The sequence below is a fragment of the Trinickia sp. genome (genome assembly GCF_057351765.1).
The window spans coordinates 60,610-81,296 of record NZ_JBMRBK010000089.1; the positions used below are offsets into that span (position 1 = coordinate 60,610).

Annotated in this window: 18 protein-coding genes; 13 read left to right on the plus strand and 5 right to left on the minus strand. The window is 64.4% G+C overall.

Going from position 1 to position 20,687, the window contains the following annotated elements:
• The first annotated feature begins 17 nt into the window (after positions 1-17).
• From ACO1XS_RS24365 to nagZ, 10 genes are all read left to right on the plus strand, one after another.
• Complete coding sequence (locus tag ACO1XS_RS24365) at positions 18-1,547, plus strand: DegQ family serine endoprotease (RefSeq protein ID WP_331573991.1); 1,530 nt, start codon at positions 18-20, stop codon at positions 1,545-1,547.
• Positions 1,544-1,804, plus strand: coding sequence for a glutaredoxin family protein (locus tag ACO1XS_RS24370; protein ID WP_331573989.1), 261 nt, complete (start codon positions 1,544-1,546; stop codon positions 1,802-1,804). Before ACO1XS_RS24365 ends, ACO1XS_RS24370 begins: the two co-directional genes overlap by 4 nt.
• A 167-nt stretch (positions 1,805-1,971) precedes the next feature.
• Positions 1,972-3,765 carry a translation elongation factor 4 gene (gene lepA, locus ACO1XS_RS24375; protein WP_331573987.1) on the plus strand — a complete coding sequence of 598 codons (1,794 nt, stop codon included), beginning with the start codon at positions 1,972-1,974 and terminating at the stop codon, positions 3,763-3,765.
• A gap of 18 nt (positions 3,766-3,783) precedes the next feature.
• Positions 3,784-4,677, plus strand: coding sequence for a signal peptidase I (gene lepB, locus ACO1XS_RS24380; protein WP_440562997.1), 894 nt, complete (start codon positions 3,784-3,786; stop codon positions 4,675-4,677).
• A gap of 169 nt (positions 4,678-4,846) precedes the next feature.
• Positions 4,847-5,923, plus strand: a complete 1,077-nt coding sequence (gene rnc / locus ACO1XS_RS24385; RefSeq protein WP_331573983.1) for a ribonuclease III — start codon at positions 4,847-4,849, stop codon at positions 5,921-5,923.
• A gap of 65 nt (positions 5,924-5,988) precedes the next feature.
• Positions 5,989-6,888: a GTPase Era gene (gene era, locus ACO1XS_RS24390; protein WP_331573981.1), complete on the plus strand. Its 900-nt coding sequence runs from the start codon at positions 5,989-5,991 to the stop codon at positions 6,886-6,888.
• Entirely contained in the window at positions 6,875-7,780 is a 906-nt protein-coding gene (gene recO, locus ACO1XS_RS24395; protein WP_331573979.1) for a DNA repair protein RecO, read from the plus strand. The genes era and recO overlap by 14 nt, the downstream gene beginning before the upstream one ends.
• A complete protein-coding gene (pdxJ, locus tag ACO1XS_RS24400) occupies positions 7,777-8,541 on the plus strand; it encodes a pyridoxine 5'-phosphate synthase (protein WP_331573977.1) in 765 nt (254 codons plus the stop codon). The genes recO and pdxJ overlap by 4 nt, the downstream gene beginning before the upstream one ends.
• A 38-nt stretch (positions 8,542-8,579) precedes the next feature.
• A complete protein-coding gene (acpS, locus tag ACO1XS_RS24405) occupies positions 8,580-8,987 on the plus strand; it encodes a holo-ACP synthase (RefSeq protein ID WP_331573975.1) in 408 nt (135 codons plus the stop codon).
• A 50-nt stretch (positions 8,988-9,037) separates the two neighbouring features.
• Entirely contained in the window at positions 9,038-10,066 is a 1,029-nt protein-coding gene (nagZ, locus tag ACO1XS_RS24410; protein WP_331573973.1) for a beta-N-acetylhexosaminidase, read from the plus strand.
• Positions 10,067-10,100: 34 nt separating this feature from the next.
• Here nagZ and ACO1XS_RS24415 read toward each other — a convergent pair whose 3' ends face one another.
• From ACO1XS_RS24415 to earP, 3 genes are all read right to left on the minus strand, one after another.
• The gene (locus ACO1XS_RS24415; protein WP_331573971.1) at positions 10,101-11,477 is read right to left on the minus strand and encodes a sigma-54-dependent transcriptional regulator; all 1,377 of its coding nucleotides are present in this window, start codon (positions 11,475-11,477) and stop codon (positions 10,101-10,103) included.
• A 323-nt stretch (positions 11,478-11,800) separates the two neighbouring features.
• Positions 11,801-12,358 (minus strand): elongation factor P, encoded by a 558-nt coding sequence (efp, locus tag ACO1XS_RS24420; RefSeq protein ID WP_331573969.1) that lies wholly within the window; start codon positions 12,356-12,358, stop codon positions 11,801-11,803.
• Between the two features lie 101 nt (positions 12,359-12,459).
• On the minus strand, positions 12,460-13,656 hold the full coding sequence (gene earP / locus ACO1XS_RS24425) for an elongation factor P maturation arginine rhamnosyltransferase EarP (protein WP_331573967.1): 1,197 nt from the start codon (positions 13,654-13,656) through the stop codon (positions 12,460-12,462).
• Between the two features lie 113 nt (positions 13,657-13,769).
• On the opposite strand from earP, the gene uvrC reads away from it, so the two are divergent.
• Together uvrC and pgsA are read left to right on the plus strand one after the other, a co-directional pair.
• Positions 13,770-15,794, plus strand: coding sequence for an excinuclease ABC subunit UvrC (gene uvrC, locus ACO1XS_RS24430; protein ID WP_331573965.1), 2,025 nt, complete (start codon positions 13,770-13,772; stop codon positions 15,792-15,794).
• Between the two features lie 139 nt (positions 15,795-15,933).
• A complete protein-coding gene (gene pgsA, locus ACO1XS_RS24435; protein WP_331574092.1) occupies positions 15,934-16,524 on the plus strand; it encodes a CDP-diacylglycerol--glycerol-3-phosphate 3-phosphatidyltransferase in 591 nt (196 codons plus the stop codon).
• 57 nt (positions 16,525-16,581) lie between these two features.
• On the opposite strand, the gene ACO1XS_RS24440 is transcribed toward pgsA, so the two are convergent.
• The gene (locus ACO1XS_RS24440) at positions 16,582-18,492 is read right to left on the minus strand and encodes a tetratricopeptide repeat protein (protein ID WP_486391904.1); all 1,911 of its coding nucleotides are present in this window, start codon (positions 18,490-18,492) and stop codon (positions 16,582-16,584) included.
• 130 nt (positions 18,493-18,622) lie between these two features.
• Between ACO1XS_RS24440 and ACO1XS_RS24445 the strand changes: the two genes are divergently transcribed.
• Positions 18,623-20,344, plus strand: coding sequence for an FAD-dependent monooxygenase (locus tag ACO1XS_RS24445; protein ID WP_486391905.1), 1,722 nt, complete (start codon positions 18,623-18,625; stop codon positions 20,342-20,344).
• A 42-nt stretch (positions 20,345-20,386) separates the two neighbouring features.
• Here ACO1XS_RS24445 and ACO1XS_RS24450 read toward each other — a convergent pair whose 3' ends face one another.
• Positions 20,387-20,629, minus strand: a complete 243-nt coding sequence (locus ACO1XS_RS24450) for a formate dehydrogenase subunit delta (protein ID WP_331574090.1) — start codon at positions 20,627-20,629, stop codon at positions 20,387-20,389.
• Positions 20,630-20,687 lie beyond the last annotated feature (58 nt).

The window sequence follows — 20,687 nt, forward strand, 5'->3', positions numbered from 1 at the left end:
CTTCGGTCGATCCCTTTATGACGATTCATTCGGTGCGCAACTTTCTCGCGGCCGCGGCGATGCTCGCGTGCCTGCCGCTCATTTCGCCTGCGGCAGCGGCCTCGCCGGCGGCCAATCTGCCCGATTTCACGGATCTCGTCGACAAGGTCGGGCCGGCCGTCGTCAATATCCGCACGACCGCGCGCGTGTCGAGTTCGCCGACTCAGCGGGCGCTGCCCCCCGGCGCCGACGAAGGCGACATGTCCGAGTTCTTCCGGCGCTTCTTCGGCATTCCGTTGCCCAATACGCCCAATACGCCGAACGCACCCAACGCACCGCGCGACCGGGGCGACCGGGGCGACAACGGCGGTGGCCAGGACGGCTCCGACAACGGCGATTCCGAACAAAGCGCGGGCGTGGGTTCGGGGTTCATTCTGTCGGCCGACGGCTACGTGATGACGAACGCGCACGTCGTGGACGACGCGGACACCATCTATGTCACGCTGACGGACAAGCGCGAGTTCAAGGCCAAGCTGATCGGCGCCGACGATCGGACGGACGTGGCCGTCGTGAAAATCAGCGCCGCGAATCTGCCGACGGTGACGATCGGGGATTCGAACAAGGTCCGCGTCGGGGAGTGGGTCGTCGCGATCGGCTCGCCGTTCGGCCTCGACAACACGGTGACGGCCGGCATCGTCAGCGCAAAGGGACGCGACACGGGCGACTACCTGCCGTTCATCCAGACCGACGTTGCGGTCAATCCCGGCAACTCGGGTGGCCCGCTCATCGACATGCAGGGGCAGGTGATCGGTATCAATTCGCAGATCTATAGCCGAACCGGCGGCTTCATGGGCATCTCGTTCGCGATTCCGATCGACGAAGCGATGCGTGTGGCGGAACAGCTCAAGACAACGGGCAAGGTGGTGCGCGGACGTATCGCGGTGGCCATCGGCCAGGTCACGAAGGATGTCGCCGATTCGCTCGGGCTGCCGAAGGCGGGCGGCGCGCTGGTGAGCAGCGTCGAGCCGGGCGGGCCGGCGGACAAGGCGGGCATCCAGCCCGGCGACATCATCCTCAAGTTCAACGGCGTACCCGTCGAGGCGGAAACCGACCTGCCGCGCATGGTCGGCGATACGAAGCCCGGCACCAAGTCGACGGTCACGATCTGGCGCAAGGGCCACACGACCGAGCTGCCTGTCGTGGTCGCCGAGACGCCCACCGATAAAACGGTCAAAACCACGGAGCGTCGCGCGCCGCCGCCGAAAGCGCGGCCGCGCAACCTGCTTGGCGTCACGGTGGCCGACCTGCCGGCCGATCAGCAAAAGGCGCTCAAGCTGCATAACGGCGGCGTGGAAGTGCAGAGCGTCGAAGGCCCGGCCGCGCGCGTCGGACTGCAAAAAGGCGACATCATCTTGCGCATCGGCGATACGGACATCGCGACGGCGAAAGATTTCGATCAGGCCGTGGCGCATCTCGATCCGCAAAAGACGGTAGCGGTGCTCGTGCGGCGCGGGGACAACACACAGTTCGTGCCGATGCGCCCTCGCGCGGCGCCGGCTCAGAAGTGACGGGCGGCCCGCGGCTGACGCTGTATGGACGGGCCTGGTGTCATCTGTGCGACGACATGCTCGCGGCCCTTGCACCGCTTGCCGCCGAGTTCGGCGCGCAGGTCGACGTGATTGATATCGACAGCGATCCCGGACTCGAAGCGCGCTATGACGTACTGGTGCCGGTGCTCGTGCATGACGGCGTCGAGCTTTGCCATCACCGGCTCGATGCGGCACGGGTGCGCACGGCGCTCGCCGCAACGCGTACTCCACGATGAGCATCGGCGCGGGCACGGCACGCGCGCCCAGCAGCGTTTGTGCCATGCTTGTCGCCGAAATCCCCCGTCGGACGGCCATTTCAGCTAAAATAGCCCGGTTTTTCACGTACTTACGAGGCGTGCTCCGCGGTTGTCCGAGCGCGCCTTTTTTGCTTGATCGGCACTGAATGGATCATATTCGTAATTTCTCGATCATTGCGCACATCGACCATGGCAAGTCGACGCTCGCCGATCGCATCATCCAAATCTGCGGCGGCTTGTCCGACCGTGAAATGGAATCGCAAGTGCTCGATTCGATGGACCTCGAACGCGAGCGCGGCATCACCATCAAGGCTCAGACCGCGGCGCTCAGCTATCGCGCGCGCGACGGCAAGGTCTATAACCTGAATCTGATCGACACGCCGGGCCACGTCGACTTTTCCTACGAGGTGAGCCGCTCGCTGTCCGCTTGCGAGGGCGCACTGCTCGTCGTCGACGCGAGCCAGGGCGTCGAGGCCCAGACCGTCGCGAATTGCTACACGGCGATCGAACTCGGCGTCGAAGTCGTGCCCGTGCTCAACAAGATCGACTTGCCGGCGGCCAACCCCGAGAACGCGATTGCCGAAATCGAGGACGTGATCGGCATCGATGCGACCGATGCGGTGCGGTGCAGTGCCAAGACGGGGCTCGGCGTCGAAGACGTGCTCGAGGCCCTCATCGCGAAAGTGCCGGCCCCGAAGGGCGACCCGTCCGCGCCGTTGCAAGCCCTCATCATCGATTCATGGTTCGACAACTATGTCGGCGTCGTCATGCTCGTGCGCATCGTCAACGGCACGTTGCGCCCGAAGGACAAGATCAAGCTGATGGCGACCGATGCGCAATTTCCGGTCGAACACATCGGTGTGTTCACGCCCAAGTCGAAGAACCTCGAATCGCTTTCGGCCGGGCAGGTCGGTTTCATCATCGCGGGGATCAAGGAACTGACGGCCGCGAAGGTCGGCGATACGGTCACGCTCGCGGCGAAGCCGGCCCCTGCGCCGCTGCCTGGGTTCAAGGAAGTCAAGCCACAGGTCTTCGCCGGGCTTTACCCCGTCGAAGCGAATCAGTACGACGCGCTGCGCGAATCGCTCGAAAAGCTCAAGCTCAACGACGCATCGTTGCAATACGAGCCCGAGGTTTCGCAAGCGCTCGGCTTCGGTTTTCGCTGCGGCTTTCTCGGCCTGCTCCATATGGAGATCGTGCAGGAGCGGCTCGAGCGCGAATTCGACATGGATCTCATCACGACCGCCCCGACGGTCGTCTATGAAGTCGTGCAGCGCGACGGTACGACGATGATGGTCGAAAATCCCGCGAAGATGCCCGACCCGTCGAAAGTCGAAGAGATTCGCGAGCCCATCGTCACTGTGAACCTCTATATGCCGCAGGACTATGTCGGCTCGGTCATCACGTTGTGCACGCAAAAGCGCGGCTCGCAGATCAACATGCAGTATCACGGCCGGCAGGTGCAGCTCACCTACGAAATTCCGATGGCCGAGATCGTGCTCGACTTCTTCGATCGCCTGAAATCCGTCTCGCGCGGCTACGCGTCGATGGATTACGAATTCAAGGAGTATCGCGCGTCCGATGTCGTCAAGGTCGACATGCTGATCAACGGCGACAAGGTCGATGCGCTTTCGGTGATCGTGCACCGCTCGCAGTCGCAGTATCGCGGGCGCGAAGTGGCGGCCAAGATGCGCGAGATCATTCCGCGTCAAATGTACGATGTGGCCATTCAGGCGGCCATTGGCGCGCATATCGTTGCGCGCGAAAATATCAAGGCATTGCGCAAGAACGTGCTCGCGAAGTGTTACGGCGGCGACATCACGCGCAAGAAGAAGCTCCTCGAAAAGCAAAAAGAAGGCAAGAAGCGAATGAAGCAGGTCGGGTCGGTCGAGATCCCGCAGGAGGCTTTTCTCGCAATCTTGCGCGTGGAAGACAAATAACAAAGGATCCCGACTTTCATGAATTTTGCACTGATTCTTTTTGTGCTGGTCATTTTGACTGGCGTGGCCTGGGTTGCCGACAAACTGATCTTTCTGCCGCAGCGGCGGCGCGCGGCCGATGCCGCGGTAGCCGAGTTCGATCGCCAGCAAGCCCGCGTCGGCGAGCGCTTCGCCGACGAAAACGCTCCGCAGACCCGTGCGCGGCTGCGCGAAGAAAAGCTGCGCCAGCCCTGGTGGCTCGAATACACGGCAAGCTTTTTCCCGGTGATCCTCGTCGTGTTCCTCGTGCGCTCGTTCGTCGTCGAGCCGTTCAAGATTCCATCGGGTTCGATGGTGCCGACGCTGCTCGTCGGCGATTTCATCCTCGTCAATAAATACGAGTACGGTCTGCGGTTGCCGATCGTCAATACGAAGATCACGGCGGGGCGGCCGCTCGCACGCGGCGATGTCGTCGTGTTCCGCTATCCGAAGGACGAGTCGGTCGACTACATCAAGCGCGCGATCGGCCTGCCCGGCGACGTTGTCGCCTACCAGGACAAGAAACTCACGATCAACGGCCAGCCGGTGCCCGAGACGCCGCTGCCCGATTATTTCGATGAAGAGCGCATCGGTTACGCCAAGCGGTTCGAAGAGTCGTTCGGCTCGCGCAAGAACGCGATTCTGAACAATCCGGCGGTGCCGCCTTTCGTCATCGGCGCCGAGGACTTCCCGTATCGCGACAACTGCACCTACAACAGCCGCGGCGTCATCTGCAAGGTGCCGCCCGGACATTACTTCATGATGGGGGACAACCGCGATAACAGCGCCGACAGCCGCTATTGGGGTTTCGTGCCCGATGCCAACATCGTGGGCCGTGCGTTCTTCATCTGGATGAACTTCAGCAATCTGAAACGCATCGGCTCGTTCGAGTGATTACGAGGCCGGGCATCGCCGGCCCCGCCGTTTCGTTCTCACTCTCGCTCGACACCGCGCCTCGCATTCAATCGTGGCGTCGGATCGTTTTCGACGCCACTCGCGTTACGCTTTGCGCGCACCAACCACGCCCAATCGACCGGGCTGACGTGCGCGTTATACTCTGCACATGCCGCTATCTCCGCTGGAAAGCCGGTTGCGCTACGAATTTCGCAATGCGGAATTATTGCGCCAGGCGTTAACTCATCGCAGTCACAGTGCCTCGCACAACGAACGGCTCGAATTTTTGGGCGATTCCGTTCTAAATTGCGCGGTGGCCGCACTATTGTTTCAGCGATTCGGCAAATTGGACGAAGGCGATCTTTCCCGCGTGCGAGCCAACCTCGTCAAACAGCAGTCGCTATACGAGATTGCTCAGGCCCTTAATATCGCGGACAGCCTCCGGCTTGGCGAGGGAGAACTGAGAAGCGGCGGTTTCAGGCGCCCTTCCATCCTTGCGGACGCGTTCGAGGCAATTCTCGGTGCCATCTTCCTGGACGGCGGTTTCGAGGCCGCCCAGACGGTCATCAAGCGTCTGTACGTGCCGATTCTCGATCACATCGACCCGCGCACGCTCGGCAAGGATTCGAAGACGCTGCTGCAGGAGTACCTGCAAGGCCACAAGATCGCGCTGCCGACATACACCGTCGTGGCTACCCACGGTGCCGCCCACAACCAGCAGTTCGAAGTCGAATGCACGGTGCCGAAGCTCGAGGTGAAGGTCTCGGGGTCCGGTGCAAGCCGGCGTGCGGCCGAGCAGGCCGCGGCGAAAAAGGCGCTCGACGAAGTGCTGGCTCTGATGCCGGCCATGGGCGTGAAGACGAAGCGCTCGCGCGGCGCGCGTACGGCCAAGCAGGGTGAGCCCGAGGTCGTGCCGGGCGTGAAGGGCGTGCAGGCTGCGCTCGATCTGCGAGCGCCCGAGCGAAAGGACAAAGCGGCGCGCGGCGAAGCCAGGGCCGCCACGGCGGACGCCGAATCGGCCGAGCGCGCGCCAGCCGTGCCGCCGGCGATGATCCGCGCGGCACACGTCGAGCACAAGCCCGCTTCGCGCGGACAAGGCGAGGCGCCGGCCAAGCCGGCGGAGGTGGCGGCCAAGGCGGACGCTTCGAACGTCGCGCCGGACGCGGCCGCCGGTGGCGATACGGAACTCGTCTCCGACATCGCCGGCGGTGCCCGGCCGCACGCGGCCGAACCCGATCATCCATGAGCGAAACCGTGCGTTCGTCGCCCCGAGCGAACGACGCACCCCTATCCGAACCGGCAGCCAGCCACATGAACGACCCCCTCTCCACCGGTTTTCGCTGCGGCATGATCGCGATCGTCGGCCGTCCGAACGTCGGCAAATCGACGCTGATGAACGCACTCGTCGGCCAGAAGATCAGCATCACGTCGCGCAAGGCGCAAACGACGCGCCATCGCATCACGGGTATCCATACGTTTGACGATGCTCAGTACATCTTTGTCGATACGCCGGGGTTCCAGACCCAGCACAGCGGTGCGCTGAACCGTTCGCTGAACCGTGCCGTGACGTCGACGCTCACTTCGGTCGATGCGATCCTGTTCGTCATCGAAGCCGGGCGCTTCGGTCCCGACGACCAGCGGGTACTCGATTTGATTCCGCCGTCGGTGCCGACGCTGCTGATCGCCAACAAGCTGGACCGTGTGGGCGACAAGAAAACGCTGTTCCCGTTTTTTCAGAAAATGGGCGCATTGCGCGATTTCAAAGAGATCGTTCCGCTCTCGGCCAAGCATACTGACGACATCACGCGATTGCTCGCGACGATCAAGCCGTATCTGCCGCAAGGCGAGCCGATCTATGGCGAGGACGATCTGACCGATCGCAGCGAGCGCTTCCTGGCCGCGGAGATTCTGCGCGAAAAGGTGTTTCGCTGGACGGGGGACGAACTGCCTTACACGAGCACGGTGCTCATCGAAAAATTCGAGACCGAGGGCCGTCTGCGTCGCGTGTTCGCGACGATTCTCGTCGACCGCGATTCGCACAAGGCGATGATCATCGGTCAGAAGGGCGCGAAGCTCAAGCAGATCAGCACCGAGGCGCGCCTGGACATGGAAAAACTGTTCGACGGGCCCGTCTACCTCGAGACTTTCATCAAGGTGAAGAGCGGGTGGGCCGATAACGAAGCCGGGCTGCGTGCCTATGGGTACGAATGACACGTGCGTGAGCGAATCGGCCCTCGGGCCGGGTGACGCGGACGGACAATCTGGCCACGGTGAACCCGAGGGCGGCAGCGCACCGACCAACGCCCCGCCGCGCCGGCGCGCCCGGCGTCAGGGCAGCCAGGCGCACGGGGAGGCCCGCGCTAACACCCGTACATCCGCGCGTGCGTCCGAATACCGCATCGCGGAGCAGCCGGCATTCGTCCTGCACAGCTATCCCTATCGCGAAACGAGTCTCGTCATCGATGTGTTTTCGCGCGATCATGGCCGGCTCGCGCTCGTGGCGAAGGGCGCGAAGCGTCCACATTCGGCATTGCGCGGCGTGCTTCAGACGTTCCAGCCGCTTTCCATGTCGTGGTCGGGCAAATCCGAAATGCGTACGCTGACGGGCGCCGAATGGGTGGGCGGCATGCTGCCGCTTTCCGGCGACGCACTGTTGTGCGGCTTTTACGTCAACGAATTGCTCGTCAAGTTCTGCGCGCGCGAAGACTCGCATCCCCAGCTTTTCCATCACTACGTGGTCACGCTCACCCGGCTTGCGCACGATGAGCCGGCTGTGCAGGTGCTCCGTTCGTTCGAGCGGGTCCTGCTGCGCGAAACCGGCTATGCGATGGCCCTCGATCGCACGACCGCGCGCCGTGCGGTCGACGCCGCGGGCCGCTATGTCTTCGATCCCGAACGCGGCGTGTGCGAAGCGTCGCCCGATATGCCTGCCCACTGGCCCGTCGTTGCAGGACAGACGTTGCTCGATATGGAAAACGACGATTACCATCGCGTGCAGACTGTCGCGCAAAGCAAGACGCTCATGCGCTTTTTGCTCAACACCTATCTTGGCGGCGCACCGCTTGCGACGCGCCAGATCCTGATCGACCTCCAGAATCTATGAGCTTTTTTCTTACGTCACCCCACGTGATCGATCTCGGTGTCAACATCGATCACGTTGCCACGCTGCGCAACGTGCGCGGCACGTCCTATCCCGATCCGATCGAGGCTGCGCTGCTGGCCGAGCATGCCGGTGCGGACGCGATCACGCTGCATCTGCGCGAGGATCGCCGCCACATCCGCGACGCCGACGTCCGTGCATTGCATTCGCAGCTCACTACGCGGATGAACCTCGAGTGTGCCGTGACACAGGAGATGCTCGACATCGCGTGCGACGTCCGCCCGCACGATGTCTGTCTCGTGCCCGAAAAGCGTGCCGAGCTCACGACCGAGGGCGGGCTCGATGTCGCCGGCCATCTGGAAGCCGTGCGTTCGGCCTGCCGCCAACTGGCCGATGCGGGTGCGCGCGTGTCGCTTTTCATCGATGCGGACGAAGCGCAGATTCGCGCCGCTCACGATGCCGGCGCGCCCGTCATCGAGCTGCACACGGGGCGCTATGCCGATGCGCATGACGAGCGCGAGCAACGCGCGGAGTACGAGCGGATCGTGCGCTGCGTTGCGCTTGGCGCGTCGCTCGGTCTGAAGGTCAACGCCGGCCACGGACTGCACTACACGAACGTTCAGCAGATCGCGGCGATCGAGGGCATCGTCGAGCTCAACATCGGGCATGCGATCGTCGCGCGCGCCGTGTTCACGGGATGGGAAAACGCTGTGCGCGAGATGAAAGCCATCATGGTAGCCGCGCGGCTCGCGGCCACGCACTGATTGGCCTTCGGGGCAAGCTGCAAGGACGAAAAAAACGCATGGCGATCTACGGCATCGGCACGGATCTCATCCAGGTAAGCCGCGTCGCGGCGGTGATGATGCGCACGAATGGGCGCTTCGCGGAAAAAGTATTGGGCCCGGACGAATTGCGTGTCTATCATGCCAGGCGCGCTCGCTCGGAAGCTCGGGGGCTGGCTTATCTGGCGACGCGTTTTTCGGCGAAAGAGGCTTTTTCCAAGGCAATCGGGCTCGGCATGCACTGGCCGATGACCTGGCGCGCGTTGCAAACACTGAACGAGGCGAGCGGCAAGCCGTTCGTCGTCGCGTCGGGAGAGCTCGCCGCGTGGCTCGCCGAGCGCGGTATCAGCGCGAGCGTGACCCTCAGCGATGAACGCGACTATGCCGTTTCCTTCGTCGTCGCCGAAACGGGTGCCCCGGCGGACTGAACGCACCGCACGCTGTCCTCTCCTTATTTTTTCGCAACGGATCTCAATCGATGAAGCGGATTCCCGGGCCTGTCATGCTCGATGTCGAGAGCACGGTACTCAACGAAAACGATGTACGACGTCTCTCGCACCCGATGACGGGCGGCGTCATCCTGTTTGCCCGCCACTTCGAGGACCGCGCGCAACTGAAGGCGCTGACCGACGCCATCCACGCCGTGCGCGAGGAGCTCATCATCGCGGTCGATCATGAAGGCGGGCGCGTGCAGCGCTTTCGCACCGATGGTTTTACGGTGCTGCCGCCCATGCGCCGGCTGGGCGAACTCTGGGACAAGGACGTGCTACTGGCGACGAAGGTCGCGACCGCGACGGGCTATATCCTGGCGTCCGAATTGCGCGCTTGCGGCGTGGACCTCAGCTTCACGCCTGTGCTCGATCTCGACTACGGTCATTCGCAGGTGATCGGCGACCGCGCGTTTCACCGCGATCCGCGCGTCGTAACCTTGCTCGCCAAGAGTCTGAGCCACGGCCTCGCGCTGGCGGGCATGAGCAACTGCGGCAAGCACTTCCCCGGGCATGGGTTCGCGACGGCCGATTCGCACGTGGCGTTGCCGAGCGACGATCGTCCGCTCGATACGATCCTGCGTGACGACGCGGCACCCTATGGCTGGCTCGATCTCGCGCTCGGTTCGGTCATCCCGGCACACGTGATTTATACGCAAGTGGATGACAAGCCGGCCGGCTTCTCGCGCATCTGGCTCGAAGAAATCTTGCGCGGCAAGCTGGGCTTCACCGGTGCCATTTTCAGCGACGATCTGTCGATGGAGGCCGCGCGCGCGGGCGGTACGTTGACGCAAGCGGCCGCGGCGGCGCTGGCAGCGGGCTGCGACATGGTGCTCATCTGCAACCAGCCGCAAGCAGCCGAGACGGTGCTCGAGGAGCTCAGGTATGCGCCGTCGAAGGAATCGGGGCGCAGGATCGGTCAATTGCGCGGGCGCGGCAAGCCGCCCCGATGGGGCAAGCTCGTCGCGCGCGCCGACTATCAGGCCGCGCAAAGGCTGCTGCGCAGCACGTTGGGCTGACGCGACCCCGGCGGGCCGCGGCCTGATGCTCGGTTCAAGCCATCTTCATGCGCTGCAGCTTGTTGTAGAGCGTCTTCGGGCTGATGCCGAGCAGTGTCGCCGCGCGGTGGCGCGTGCCGCCGACCGCATCGAGTGTCGCGCGAATCAGCAAATCCTCGACATCCGAAAGCGGCGTGCCGACCGTCACCTGAACGCTGCCGCCGTTCAAACGCCGGCCGCCGATCGTGGCGGCCTCGTCGGCGCGCAGTGTGTCGACGATATCGTCCGAGACGTTGTAGGCGCGCCGCACGCGCTCATGGAGCTCGCGCACATTCCCCGGCCAGTCGTAACTGAGACATTCACGCATGAGGTTCGGCCCGATGCGCTTGTTGACGGTGGCGAGCCCGCTTGCGTTGATTTCGCGGTTGAGATCGTCGACGAGGGCTTCCGCCAGTAGCACCGCATCGTCGTCGCGCTCACGCAACGGCGGCAGCGCCACGGAAGCCGCATCGAGTCGCAGCCAAAGGTCCTCTCGCAAGACGCCTGCGTTGACCGCTTCGCGAGGCGGTTTGCGCATCGTCGCGACGATCCGGCAATCGAGACTGATCGGATTCGCGCCGCCGACACGCGTATAGGTTTGCGAATCCAGCGCACGAACGAGCGTTTCTTGCTGCGCGAGCGGCAGCTCGGCGATCTCGTCCAGAAACAGCGTCCCGCCGGCCGCCTGCTCGAACAGCCCCGGCTCGCGGCGCTCTGCGCCGATACCGGGCTCCTGGCCGAGCAGGATGCTATCGAGCGGCCGATCGTTGTCGGTGTCGCGCGCGAAGCCGCGGCAATCGAAGACCACGAACGGACCCTTGCGACGCCGGCTCATCTCGTGCAGCGTGCGGGCCGCCACTTCCTTTCCGGCTCCGGCTTCGCCGGCAATCAGTACCGCGCTTTCGGTGGGTGCGAGGCGCTCGATCGAATCGTAGACGTGCTGAATCGCATTGCTACGTCCTATCATCGGACCGAAGCGGCCGAGCCGGCGCAACTTCGCACGCAATGCCTGGACTTCCTCGGTGAGCTCGTAGGGCCGCGGAATGCGTGCAAGCAGGCTGCGCAGGCGCGGGATGTTGACGGGCTTGAGCAGGTAATCCCAAATGCCGTGGCGCAGCCCTTCGATCGCGCTTTCGACCGTCGCATTGCCGGTCATCACGATCACCGGCAGTACGCCATCCGGCTGGGCGGGCAGGTGCGAAAGGAGATCGAGGCCGCTGCCGTCGGGCAGGTTCAGATCGATGAGCACGACATCGGGAATGAAGCGGCTCAACGCGGCCCGCGCTTCGGCGAGCGAGACGGCGGTGTCGACGGAAAATCCGTCTGCTGCGACGATCGCGGACAGGCCGGACAGGCTGTTGGGATCGTCTTCGACAATCAGAGCATGTGGCATTGCGGGCGGCAATCAATCAATTCAAGGGAGCGGCTCGCCCGGCGGACCGGGCCGGGAGTGGGCCGGGGCTTGGCCGGCGGGCGAAAACGTGAGCCGAAGCGGCAATCATTGCGACAAGCAGGTTTCACGCCATAAAAGTTTTTGCTTTCAAAACAGCGGGCTAGCAAAAAACGCCAGGCATCGCTGCGGGTTTGTCGGGCCAGGGACGGAAAAAACGACCGGTAAAGTTTTCTCAACCATACACCACTCATACGAAAAAAAAAGCGCCCCGATGGGGCGCCCGGTTCGGCAGGGTGCTTGCCCTTACTTTTCTTTCAAACTGCTTACGCGCGGCTGCGATATTCGTGCGTGCGCGTGTCGATTTCGATTTTGTCGCCGATGTTGCAAAAGAGCGGGACTTGCAGCTCGAAGCCGGTATTGATCTTGGCCGTCTTGAGGACCTTGCCCGACGACGTATCGCCCTTCACAGCCGGTTCCGTGTAGATGATTTCGCGCACGACCGTGGTCGGCAGTTCGACGGAGATCGCCTTTTCGTTGTAGAACACGACTTCGCAGACCATGCCTTCCTGGAGATAGTTGAGCGCATCGCCCATCATCTCTTTTTCGACTTCGTACTGGTTGTAGTCGGCGTCCATGAACACGTACATCGGGTCGGCAAAGTACGAGTAGGTCACTTCCTTGCGGTCGAGCACGACGACGTCGAACTTGTCGTCCGCCTTGTAGACCGTTTCCATGCCCGCGCCGGTCAGCAGGTTCTTGAACTTCATCTTGACGACGGCGGCATTGCGGCCCGATTTGTTGTATTCGGCTTTCTGGACGACCATGGCATCGCTGCCGATCATCACGACGTTGCCCGTGCGGAGTTCTTGTGCGATCTTCATAAAAAACACTGTCCTTGCGAATGAGGTTTCCTGTTGCTCAACGGCATCGATCGCTTGAAGACATCGCTTGAAAACGCCAGACCGCCGTTGGAGATAACCGCTTATTTTAACTGGCTTTTTGCAAACTGCGCTAGGTTTGATGCGAGATCGCCGAGCGTCGCGAGCTCATCGGCCCAACTGGCGGCGCGCGCATAAAAGGCCTCCCGGTGGGACCAGAAGTCCGCCCAGTCGGGCGTGCCGGCCCCGTTCCAGGCGTGCCAGAAGCGATCCATCGCCGCGCGAGCCGGGGCGGGCAGCGGGGCCGCATAGTGGGCGAGCGCGGCATCGAGCTTCGGCAGATGGGCGGCGTCGGCTTGCGGGTAGATGTGCCAGACGAACGGCCGCCGCGCCCATTGCGCGCGCACGAAAGAGTCTTCTCCGCGCACGAAATTCAGGTCGCTTGCCCAGAGCATCTCGTCGAAGGCAGCCTGGGGCACGAACGGCAGCGCATGCGCGCGCAGGTTGCCACGCTCCGCCAGTGCGGGGGCCTTGAACGAAGCAAGATCGAAAAAGCGCGCGACCGCACCGGAGATGCGTCCTTCCGGCACGAGCAATATCACGGGGCCCGGCGCGTCGCGCCATTGCGCGAGCAGTGCTTGCGCGGCCGGGTTTTCGTACGCGAACAGCGAGATGACCGTTGCCTCGGGGCCGGGGGGCGGCCCGAGCGTCATGCGCTGCCACCACGTCTGGCGCGCTTCGCTGGACGAAAGGAAGCGTGCGCGCGCCGCGTCGAGATCGCGCTCCTTGATGACACCGCCCGTGCCCTGCCCGAGACCGGGGAAGAAAAACGTCTTCACGAGCGCATGGCGTGGATGCGGTGAGGGCTTCAAGTGGACGCCGGCCACCCAGTCCTCGGCGCTCAGGTACTCGAGATTGAGCCAGACCGGCACGCGCTCGCGTCGTGCCATTGCGGCGAGATAGGGCGCCGGCAATTCGCATGCGAACGCCTCGATGACGACATCGGCGACTTGCAGCGTTTCGCCGGCATGAACGTCATGCCATTGCTCGATCTCGATGCCGGCCACTGTCTGTCTCGATGCGGCGACATCGACGGCCGGCTCGAGCCGCGCGAAAGTAGGAAGATCGTCCACGATCAAGCGCACCTGCCAGCCATGTTCGCCGGCGAGCTGGCGGGCCAGACGCCAGCAGACGCCGACATCTCCGAAGTTATCGATGACGGCGCAAAAGATGTCGCAGGCGAGCACGGACGACGCTGCGCTCGCTGGCGCCGAGGCGCTCGGATGGGACGGATCGGACATGATGCAGCGCGCCGCGCGGGCGCGGGAGCCGGCGCAAATGTTCTAAACTGGCGATTCTAAAGCACGCCGTGCCGGCTCGCAGCCAGGCGCGGCGCTTTCCGTCCGACATCCGCATGACCGAACCGCACGCCCCCGAACCCGCCTTCGAGCCCAAGCGCATCCTCGCGCAATTGCCGCATATGCCCGGCGTCTACCGGTACTACGACAAGCTCGGTGCAGTGCTTTACGTGGGCAAGGCGCGCGACCTCAAAAAGCGCGTCTCGAGCTACTTCACCAAGACGCAGCTCTCGCCGCGCATCGCGATGATGGTCACGCGCATCGCACGCATCGAAACAACGGTGACGCGCTCCGAAGCCGAAGCGCTGCTGCTCGAGAACAATCTGATCAAGGCGCTGGCGCCGCGTTACAACATCCTGTTTCGCGACGACAAGTCCTATCCCTATCTCAAGCTGACGGGGCACAAGTTTCCGCGCATGGCGTATTACCGCGGAGCCGTCGACAAGAAGAATCAGTATTTCGGGCCGTTTCCGAGCGCGTGGGCGGTGCGCGAAAGCATCCAGATCCTGCAGCGCGTGTTTCAGTTGCGCACGTGCGAGGACTCGGTGTTCAACAACCGCACGCGGCCTTGCCTGCTGCATCAGATCGCGCGCTGCACCGCGCCGTGCGTCGGTGCTATCAACGAGGAGGACTATGCGCGCGACGTCGAAAACGCATCGCGCTTTTTGCTCGGTCGCCAAAACGAGGTGATGAAAGAACTCGAGGCCAAGATGCATGCCTTCGCGGCGGAGCTGAAGTTCGAGCAGGCCGCGGCCGTGCGCAACCAGATGAGTTCGCTGTCGACGGTCCTGCATCAGCAGGCGATCGAAGTCGGCAGCGACAGCGATGTGGACATCCTCGCCGTCGTCGCGCAAGGCGGACGCGTCTGCGTCAATCTGGCAATGGTCCGCGGCGGGCGGCACCTCGGCGACAAGGCCTATTTCCCGGCGCATGTCGACACCCCGCCCGGCGTCGAGGAGGCGGCGTTGGAGGCTGCGCTCGATGCGCCCGCGCCGCTCGACGCCGACGACATGCCCGAACCCGGCGTCGCGGCGGGCATCGAAGCCGAGGTCCTCGAAGCGTTCATCGCGCAGCATTATCTCGGCAATCGGGTACCGCCGGTGCTCGTCGTCAGCCACGCTCCGGCGAGCCGCGAACTCGTCGAGCTCCTGAGCGAGCAGGCGGGCCACAAGGTCACGCTCGTGCGTCAACCGCAAGGCCAAAAACGCGTCTGGCTCGGAATGGCCGAGAACAATGCACGTCTTGCGCTCACGCGGCTGCTGTCGGAGCAGGGCTCGCAGCAAGCGCGTACACGCACACTCGCCGAAACGCTCGGTCTCGAATGCGACGATCTCGCGCATCTGCGTATCGAATGCTTCGACATCAGCCATACGATGGGCGAGGCCACACAGGCATCGTGCGTCGTGTACCGCGATCACAAGATGCAGTCGAGCGAGTACCGGCGCTACAACATCACCGGAATCACGCCCGGGGACGATTACGCGGCCATGCGCCAGGTGTTGACGCGCCGCTACGAGAAGATGGTCGAGTCGGCCGCGGGCAACGCGGACGATCGCGCAGCCGAGCTGCAGCCCGAGGCGGCAGCCGATCCGGGGCTCGCCGCCGATGCGGCCGAACCGACCGCGGCCGGCGGCACGCTGCCGAATATCGTGCTGATCGATGGCGGCAAAGGGCAAGTCGAGGTCGCGCGCCAGGTCTTCGCGGAGCTGGGGATCGACCGCTCGATTCTCGTCGGCGTGGCGAAAGGAGAAGGGCGCAAGGTGGGACTCGAGACCCTCGTGTTCGCCGACGGCCGCGCACCGCTGGAGCTCGGCAAGGAGAGCGCTGCGCTCATGCTGGTCGCCCAGATTCGCGACGAGGCGCATCGCTTTGCGATTACCGGCATGCGCGCCAAGCGTGCCAAGGCGCGTCAGACCTCGCGGCTGGAAGAGCTCGAGGGCATCGGCGCCAAACGCCGGCAGCGGCTTTTGGCGCGATTTGGCGGGCTGCGCGGCGTGGTGGCGGCAAGTGTCGAGGATCTGGCAAGCGTCGAAGGTATTTCGCTCGCGTTGGCCGAGCAGATCTACAGGCAACTGCACTGAAGGGGCGCGAAGGGCATCGGCGGCCGAGTCCGCCTACCGCCGCGGCTTGGCTGCGGCTTGGCTTGTGGCGGGTCCGTCGACACGGCACAATGGCGTCTCCTTGTTCCGTCAACTTCGCGGGGCCGCCGGCCATTCGCTCATGCCGTTCAATTTTCCGATTTTCCTGACGTGGCTGCGGATCGTGCTGATTCCGCTCGTCGTTGGCGTGTTCTATGTGCCGGACGCGTGGATGAGCGAGCCGCATCGCAACGCGGCGGCGTGCGTCATCTTCGTGCTCGCCGCGCTGACCGACTGGTTCGACGGCTATCTCGCCCGCAAATGGAATCAGACTTCGGCGTTCGGTGCGTTTCTCGATCCCGTGGCCGACAAGCTGATGGTGACGGCCGCGCTCCTGATCCTGGTACAGCTCGGCCGAATCGAAGCGGCGATCGCGCTCGTGATCGTGGGGCGCGAAATCGCGATCTCAGCCCTGCGCGAATGGATGGCGCAAATCGGAGCATCGAAAAGCGTGGCGGTCAATCAGCTCGGCAAGTTCAAGACAGCCTGCCAGATGGTTGCGATTCCGATGCTGCTCTTCGGGGCGCCGCTGCGCATCGGCGGGTGGGTCATCGCGACACACGTGTGGGGCGTCTGGCTCATTTATCTCGCTGCCGTCCTGACGATCTGGTCGATGCTGTATTACATGAAGCTTGCCTGGCCTCAAATTCGCGAGCGCGGCGGCATTCTGTAGGCATAAGGCGCAAGGCTCTCGTCGTTCGTCGAAACGTTTCCGACGGATCGAGCCTCGTCAAAGACCGAGTTCGCCCCGCAAAAGCCGCGCGGCGGCTTGCGTCACCTCCAGCCATGCACCGGGCGTCGGTTGGCGAATCAGGCGTGCGCTCGGATACCACGGAGTGGGCTCCCCAGCCATGTTGCCTTGCGCCGGCGTGCGGGGCTCGGCAGTGAACCATCGCCAATCGGCGGCGAACGGCAGCATCAGCAAAAGCGGTTTGCCCAGGGCGCCGGCAAGGTGGGCGATCGACGTATCGATCGAAACTACGGCATCGAGCCTTTCGACGATGGCGGCCGTATCGGCGAAGTCGCGAATCCGGCCTTCGTAACGATGAATCGACGCGCGCTTGGCGTGTATGGCCAGCGATTGCGCATCGAGTTCGCCGATAGCCGGCTGCAGAACGATCCAGTCTATGCCCGCAAGCGCGAAAAGCGGCGCGAGTGCGTCGACCGGCATCGTGCGCGTCTCATGGGCCTGAATGCGGCCGGCCCATGCAATCCCCACCTTGAAACGCGCGTGACCGCCCAGCGAGCCTCGCCAGCGGCGCCGGTAAGCCCCGGGTACTTCGACGTAGCGGCGTTGGGCGGGCAGTGTGTCGCGCCTCGTGCCGAGCGCAAGCGGCAGGCTCAGTAGAGGGCACTGCAGATCGGCTTCGACTTGAGCTTCGTCGCGTGCGACGATCTTGACCCGCCAAAGCGGCCCGAGCGGCTCGACGAGCGGCAGCAGCTCGGGCTGCACGGCAAATACGACACGCCCCGCGCGTTCGCGCGCGAGCGGCACGAAGCGCATGAATTGAAGCGTATCGCCGAAGCCCTGTTCGGTTTCGACGAGCAGCGTCCGCGTTTCGATCGGCTCGCCATGCCAGCGGGGCAGGGCACGTTGCACCGCGCGGCCCGACGCCGCGTCGGCGGTCGCCGCGAGTTCCAGCCGGGCTTCGTATTCGGGCAAGCCCCGTGCGAAGTCGCCGAGCGCAAGCAGCGTCAGCGCCCGGTTGAGCCGGGCCGAAGCGAGTTCCGGACGCAGCCGCAATGCCTGATCGTAGGCGCGCAACGCTGCATCGTGCGCGCAAAGCGCGTGGTGCGCGTTGCCGAGACTGAGCCAGGCGAGGCTCATGCGCGGATCGAGCCCGACCGCGCGCTCGAGTGCGGAGATCGCGTGCGCATGACGGCCCAGCGCGGCGAGCGCATTGCCGAGCCCGAGGAGTGCCGGTGCAAATGGCGCGTGCAGCGCGAGTGCCGCCTCGAATGCCACGACGGCTTGCTCGTGCTGGCCTGTCGCGTCGAGGGTGTTACCCAGATTGAAGTGTGCGGCGATGAAGCGCGGCTCGAGCGCCAGCGCCCGGCGGAAATGGACGATGGCGTCATCGGCTCGGCCGAGTGCCGCATAGGCCATGCCGAGGTTGTTATGAGCGCCTGCGTGATCGGGGCGCAGGGCCAGCGCCTGCTTGAACGCCTCGATCGCGTCGTCGTGCCGTCCGACCGCGTGCAGCGCGTTGCCGAGATTGTTCCAGGTCGGCGCGTCGTCGGGCGTAAGAAGCAGCGAGCGCTCGAATGCATCGACGGCGTCCGCGTGCCGGCCCGCCGCTGCATAGGCGTTGCCGAGGTTGTAATGCGCGAGCGGGAACTCCGGTGCAAGCGTCAGCGCGTTTCGAAACCGCTCGATGGCGCCGTCCAGTTGGCCGAGCGCCTTCAGCGCATTGCCGAGATTGAGCTGCAGACCGGCGTCGTCCGGACGCAGCCGTACCGCGCGGCCGACGAGATCGGCAGCTTCGGCGTGTCGTCCTTGCTGATGGCGCAGTACCCCGAGCAGATGCAGGGCGTCGGCGTGCGTGGGGTCGGCGGCGAGCGCCGCGCGATAATCGCGCTCGGCGTCGGCGAGCCTTCCGTCACGATGGGCCGCGTAAGCGCGAGCGAAAAGAGAATCCATGACGGCAGGAAAAGCGGTGAACGCGGCATTTTCCCACACTCGCCGCGCCACGCGAAAAGCGCGTTCGCCGCGCCGGCCAGCGGGCGGCCAGCGTACACTAGGCGAGTCGTGGTTCGCCGGAGGAAAACGCATGGCCGCCGCCGCAAACGAGCAGCCCGTGCTGATCGTCGGCGCGGGCCCAACCGGGCTTGCCGCCGCGATGAGCCTCGCACGTGCGCAGGTCGCCGTGCGCATCATCGATCGAGCGCCGCAACCGGCGGCGCACTCGCGTGCGATCGGCATACAAGCCCGCACGCTCGAACTCCTGGAGCAGCATCGCGTCGTCGAGCCGTTTCTCGCGGCCGGTCACCGGTTGCGAGCCGCCAACCTGTATTCGAACGGTCATCGGCTCGCGCGGCTCGATTTCGACCCGTTGCACACGCGCTATCCCTACTTGATGTGCCTCGATCAGACGGTGACGGAGCGCATCCTGACCGAGCATCTCGCCACTTTCGGCGTGACGGTGGAACGCGGTACCGAACTGGTCGGCCTGACGCAGGCGGCCGCGCGCGCCGAGGCCGAACTCGTTGATGCCGACGGCCGGCGCGAGACGGTGCACGTCCCATTCATCGTCGCGGCCGACGGCGCTCATAGCACGGTGCGCAGCTTGCTCGGACTCAGCTTTGCCGGTAAGACGTTCGAACAGACGTTCATGTTGGCAGACCTGCATGCCGATTGGGATTTGCCCGACGACGAGTTCCATCTATTCGCATCGGGAGAAGGCTTGGCGGCCCTGTTCCCGATGGGCGGCGGCCGCCACCGGTTCATCGCCGATCATCCGGAGCCGGTCGCCGATGGAAAGGCAAAGCCACGGGAGCACGCCGAGGCGAGTTCGCGCGACGGTGACGATCCGCCCGGCGATCCACCGCTCGCGCTTTTTCGCGAGACTGCCGGGCGCCGCATCCATCGTCCGCTCGAGTTGTCGGGGCTTGAATGGTCGTCGTACTTTCGATTGAACAGCAGGATGGTCGAGCGATTGCGCGTGCAGCGTACTTTCCTCGTGGGCGACGCGGCGCACGTGCACAGTCCGGCCGGCGCACAAGGCATGAACACCGGCATCCAGGAAGCATTCAACCTGGGCTGGAAACTGGCGCGCGTGCTCAAAGGGCACGCCGCGGAGCATCTGCTCGATACCTATCAGGCGGAGCGTCACCCCATCGAGCGCGACGTGCTGCGGCAGACGAACTTCATTACTCAGTTGGCCGAGGCCGAACGGGGGGCGCTGAAGCTGTTGCGCGAACGGGCGATGCCGATCCTCGCGGCATTCGGGCCGCTGCGCGATGCGGCGCGCCTGATGGTGAGCGAGCTCTCGATCCAGTACCGGCGCAGCGCGCTCACGCTCGAGCGCGTGCTCGATGGAGGCCCACGTGCCGGCGAGCGCGCGCCGGATGCACTCGTGCATGTGATCGATGGCCCGCTCGGCCGGGCCCCGGGCACCGGCTGCATTTTCGATCTGCACGACCCAGCCTACTTTTCGCTCTTTTTACTGGTGGGCGCGCCCGGCGACAATCCGAGGGGGTTCGATGCCACCGACGCGCTTGCCGCGAGGTCCACCCCGCCCGATCCGAGCATCGAGAAGCTTGCCTCGCTCGTCGAGCGTGTATTGGCGGGGAATGTGCGCATTTGGCATGTGACCGATGCGCAAAGCGGAAGCGGCACGCCGCTGATGGAGGCTTACGGAAGGACTCGCCCGGCGTTCTATCTGCTGCGGCCCGACGGCTACATTTGTGCGCGCGGCCGTCCGGCAACCGATGCCAGTGCACTGGCAAGGCATTGCGAGAGCTGGTTCGCGGCGAGGCGCGAAAACGGTTGATGATTCATGTTTCCCCGGGGAGCGATTCCCCGGGGGAAAACGTCAAGCGGCTTCGGCCGGCGTGAGCTTCTCGCGTGTCCGGACCAGCGCGTCTTTGACGATCGGCAGCATCGCGGCGCTCGCTTGAGCATCGTCGAGTGTCGCCAGAATCGCCCGCCGCATGCGCGGCTCCCAGAAGCGCCGGATATGCTCCGAGATGCCAGCGAGGGCCTCGTCGCGATCGGGCATCGACTCGAAGAACTCGCCGATGCGGTTGGCCATCTCGATCAGGTGCTGCTCGTTCATCGTCGGTCTCTCACTGTGCTCATTTGCCCGTGCCCGCATGGGCCGCGCCGCGCTCGCG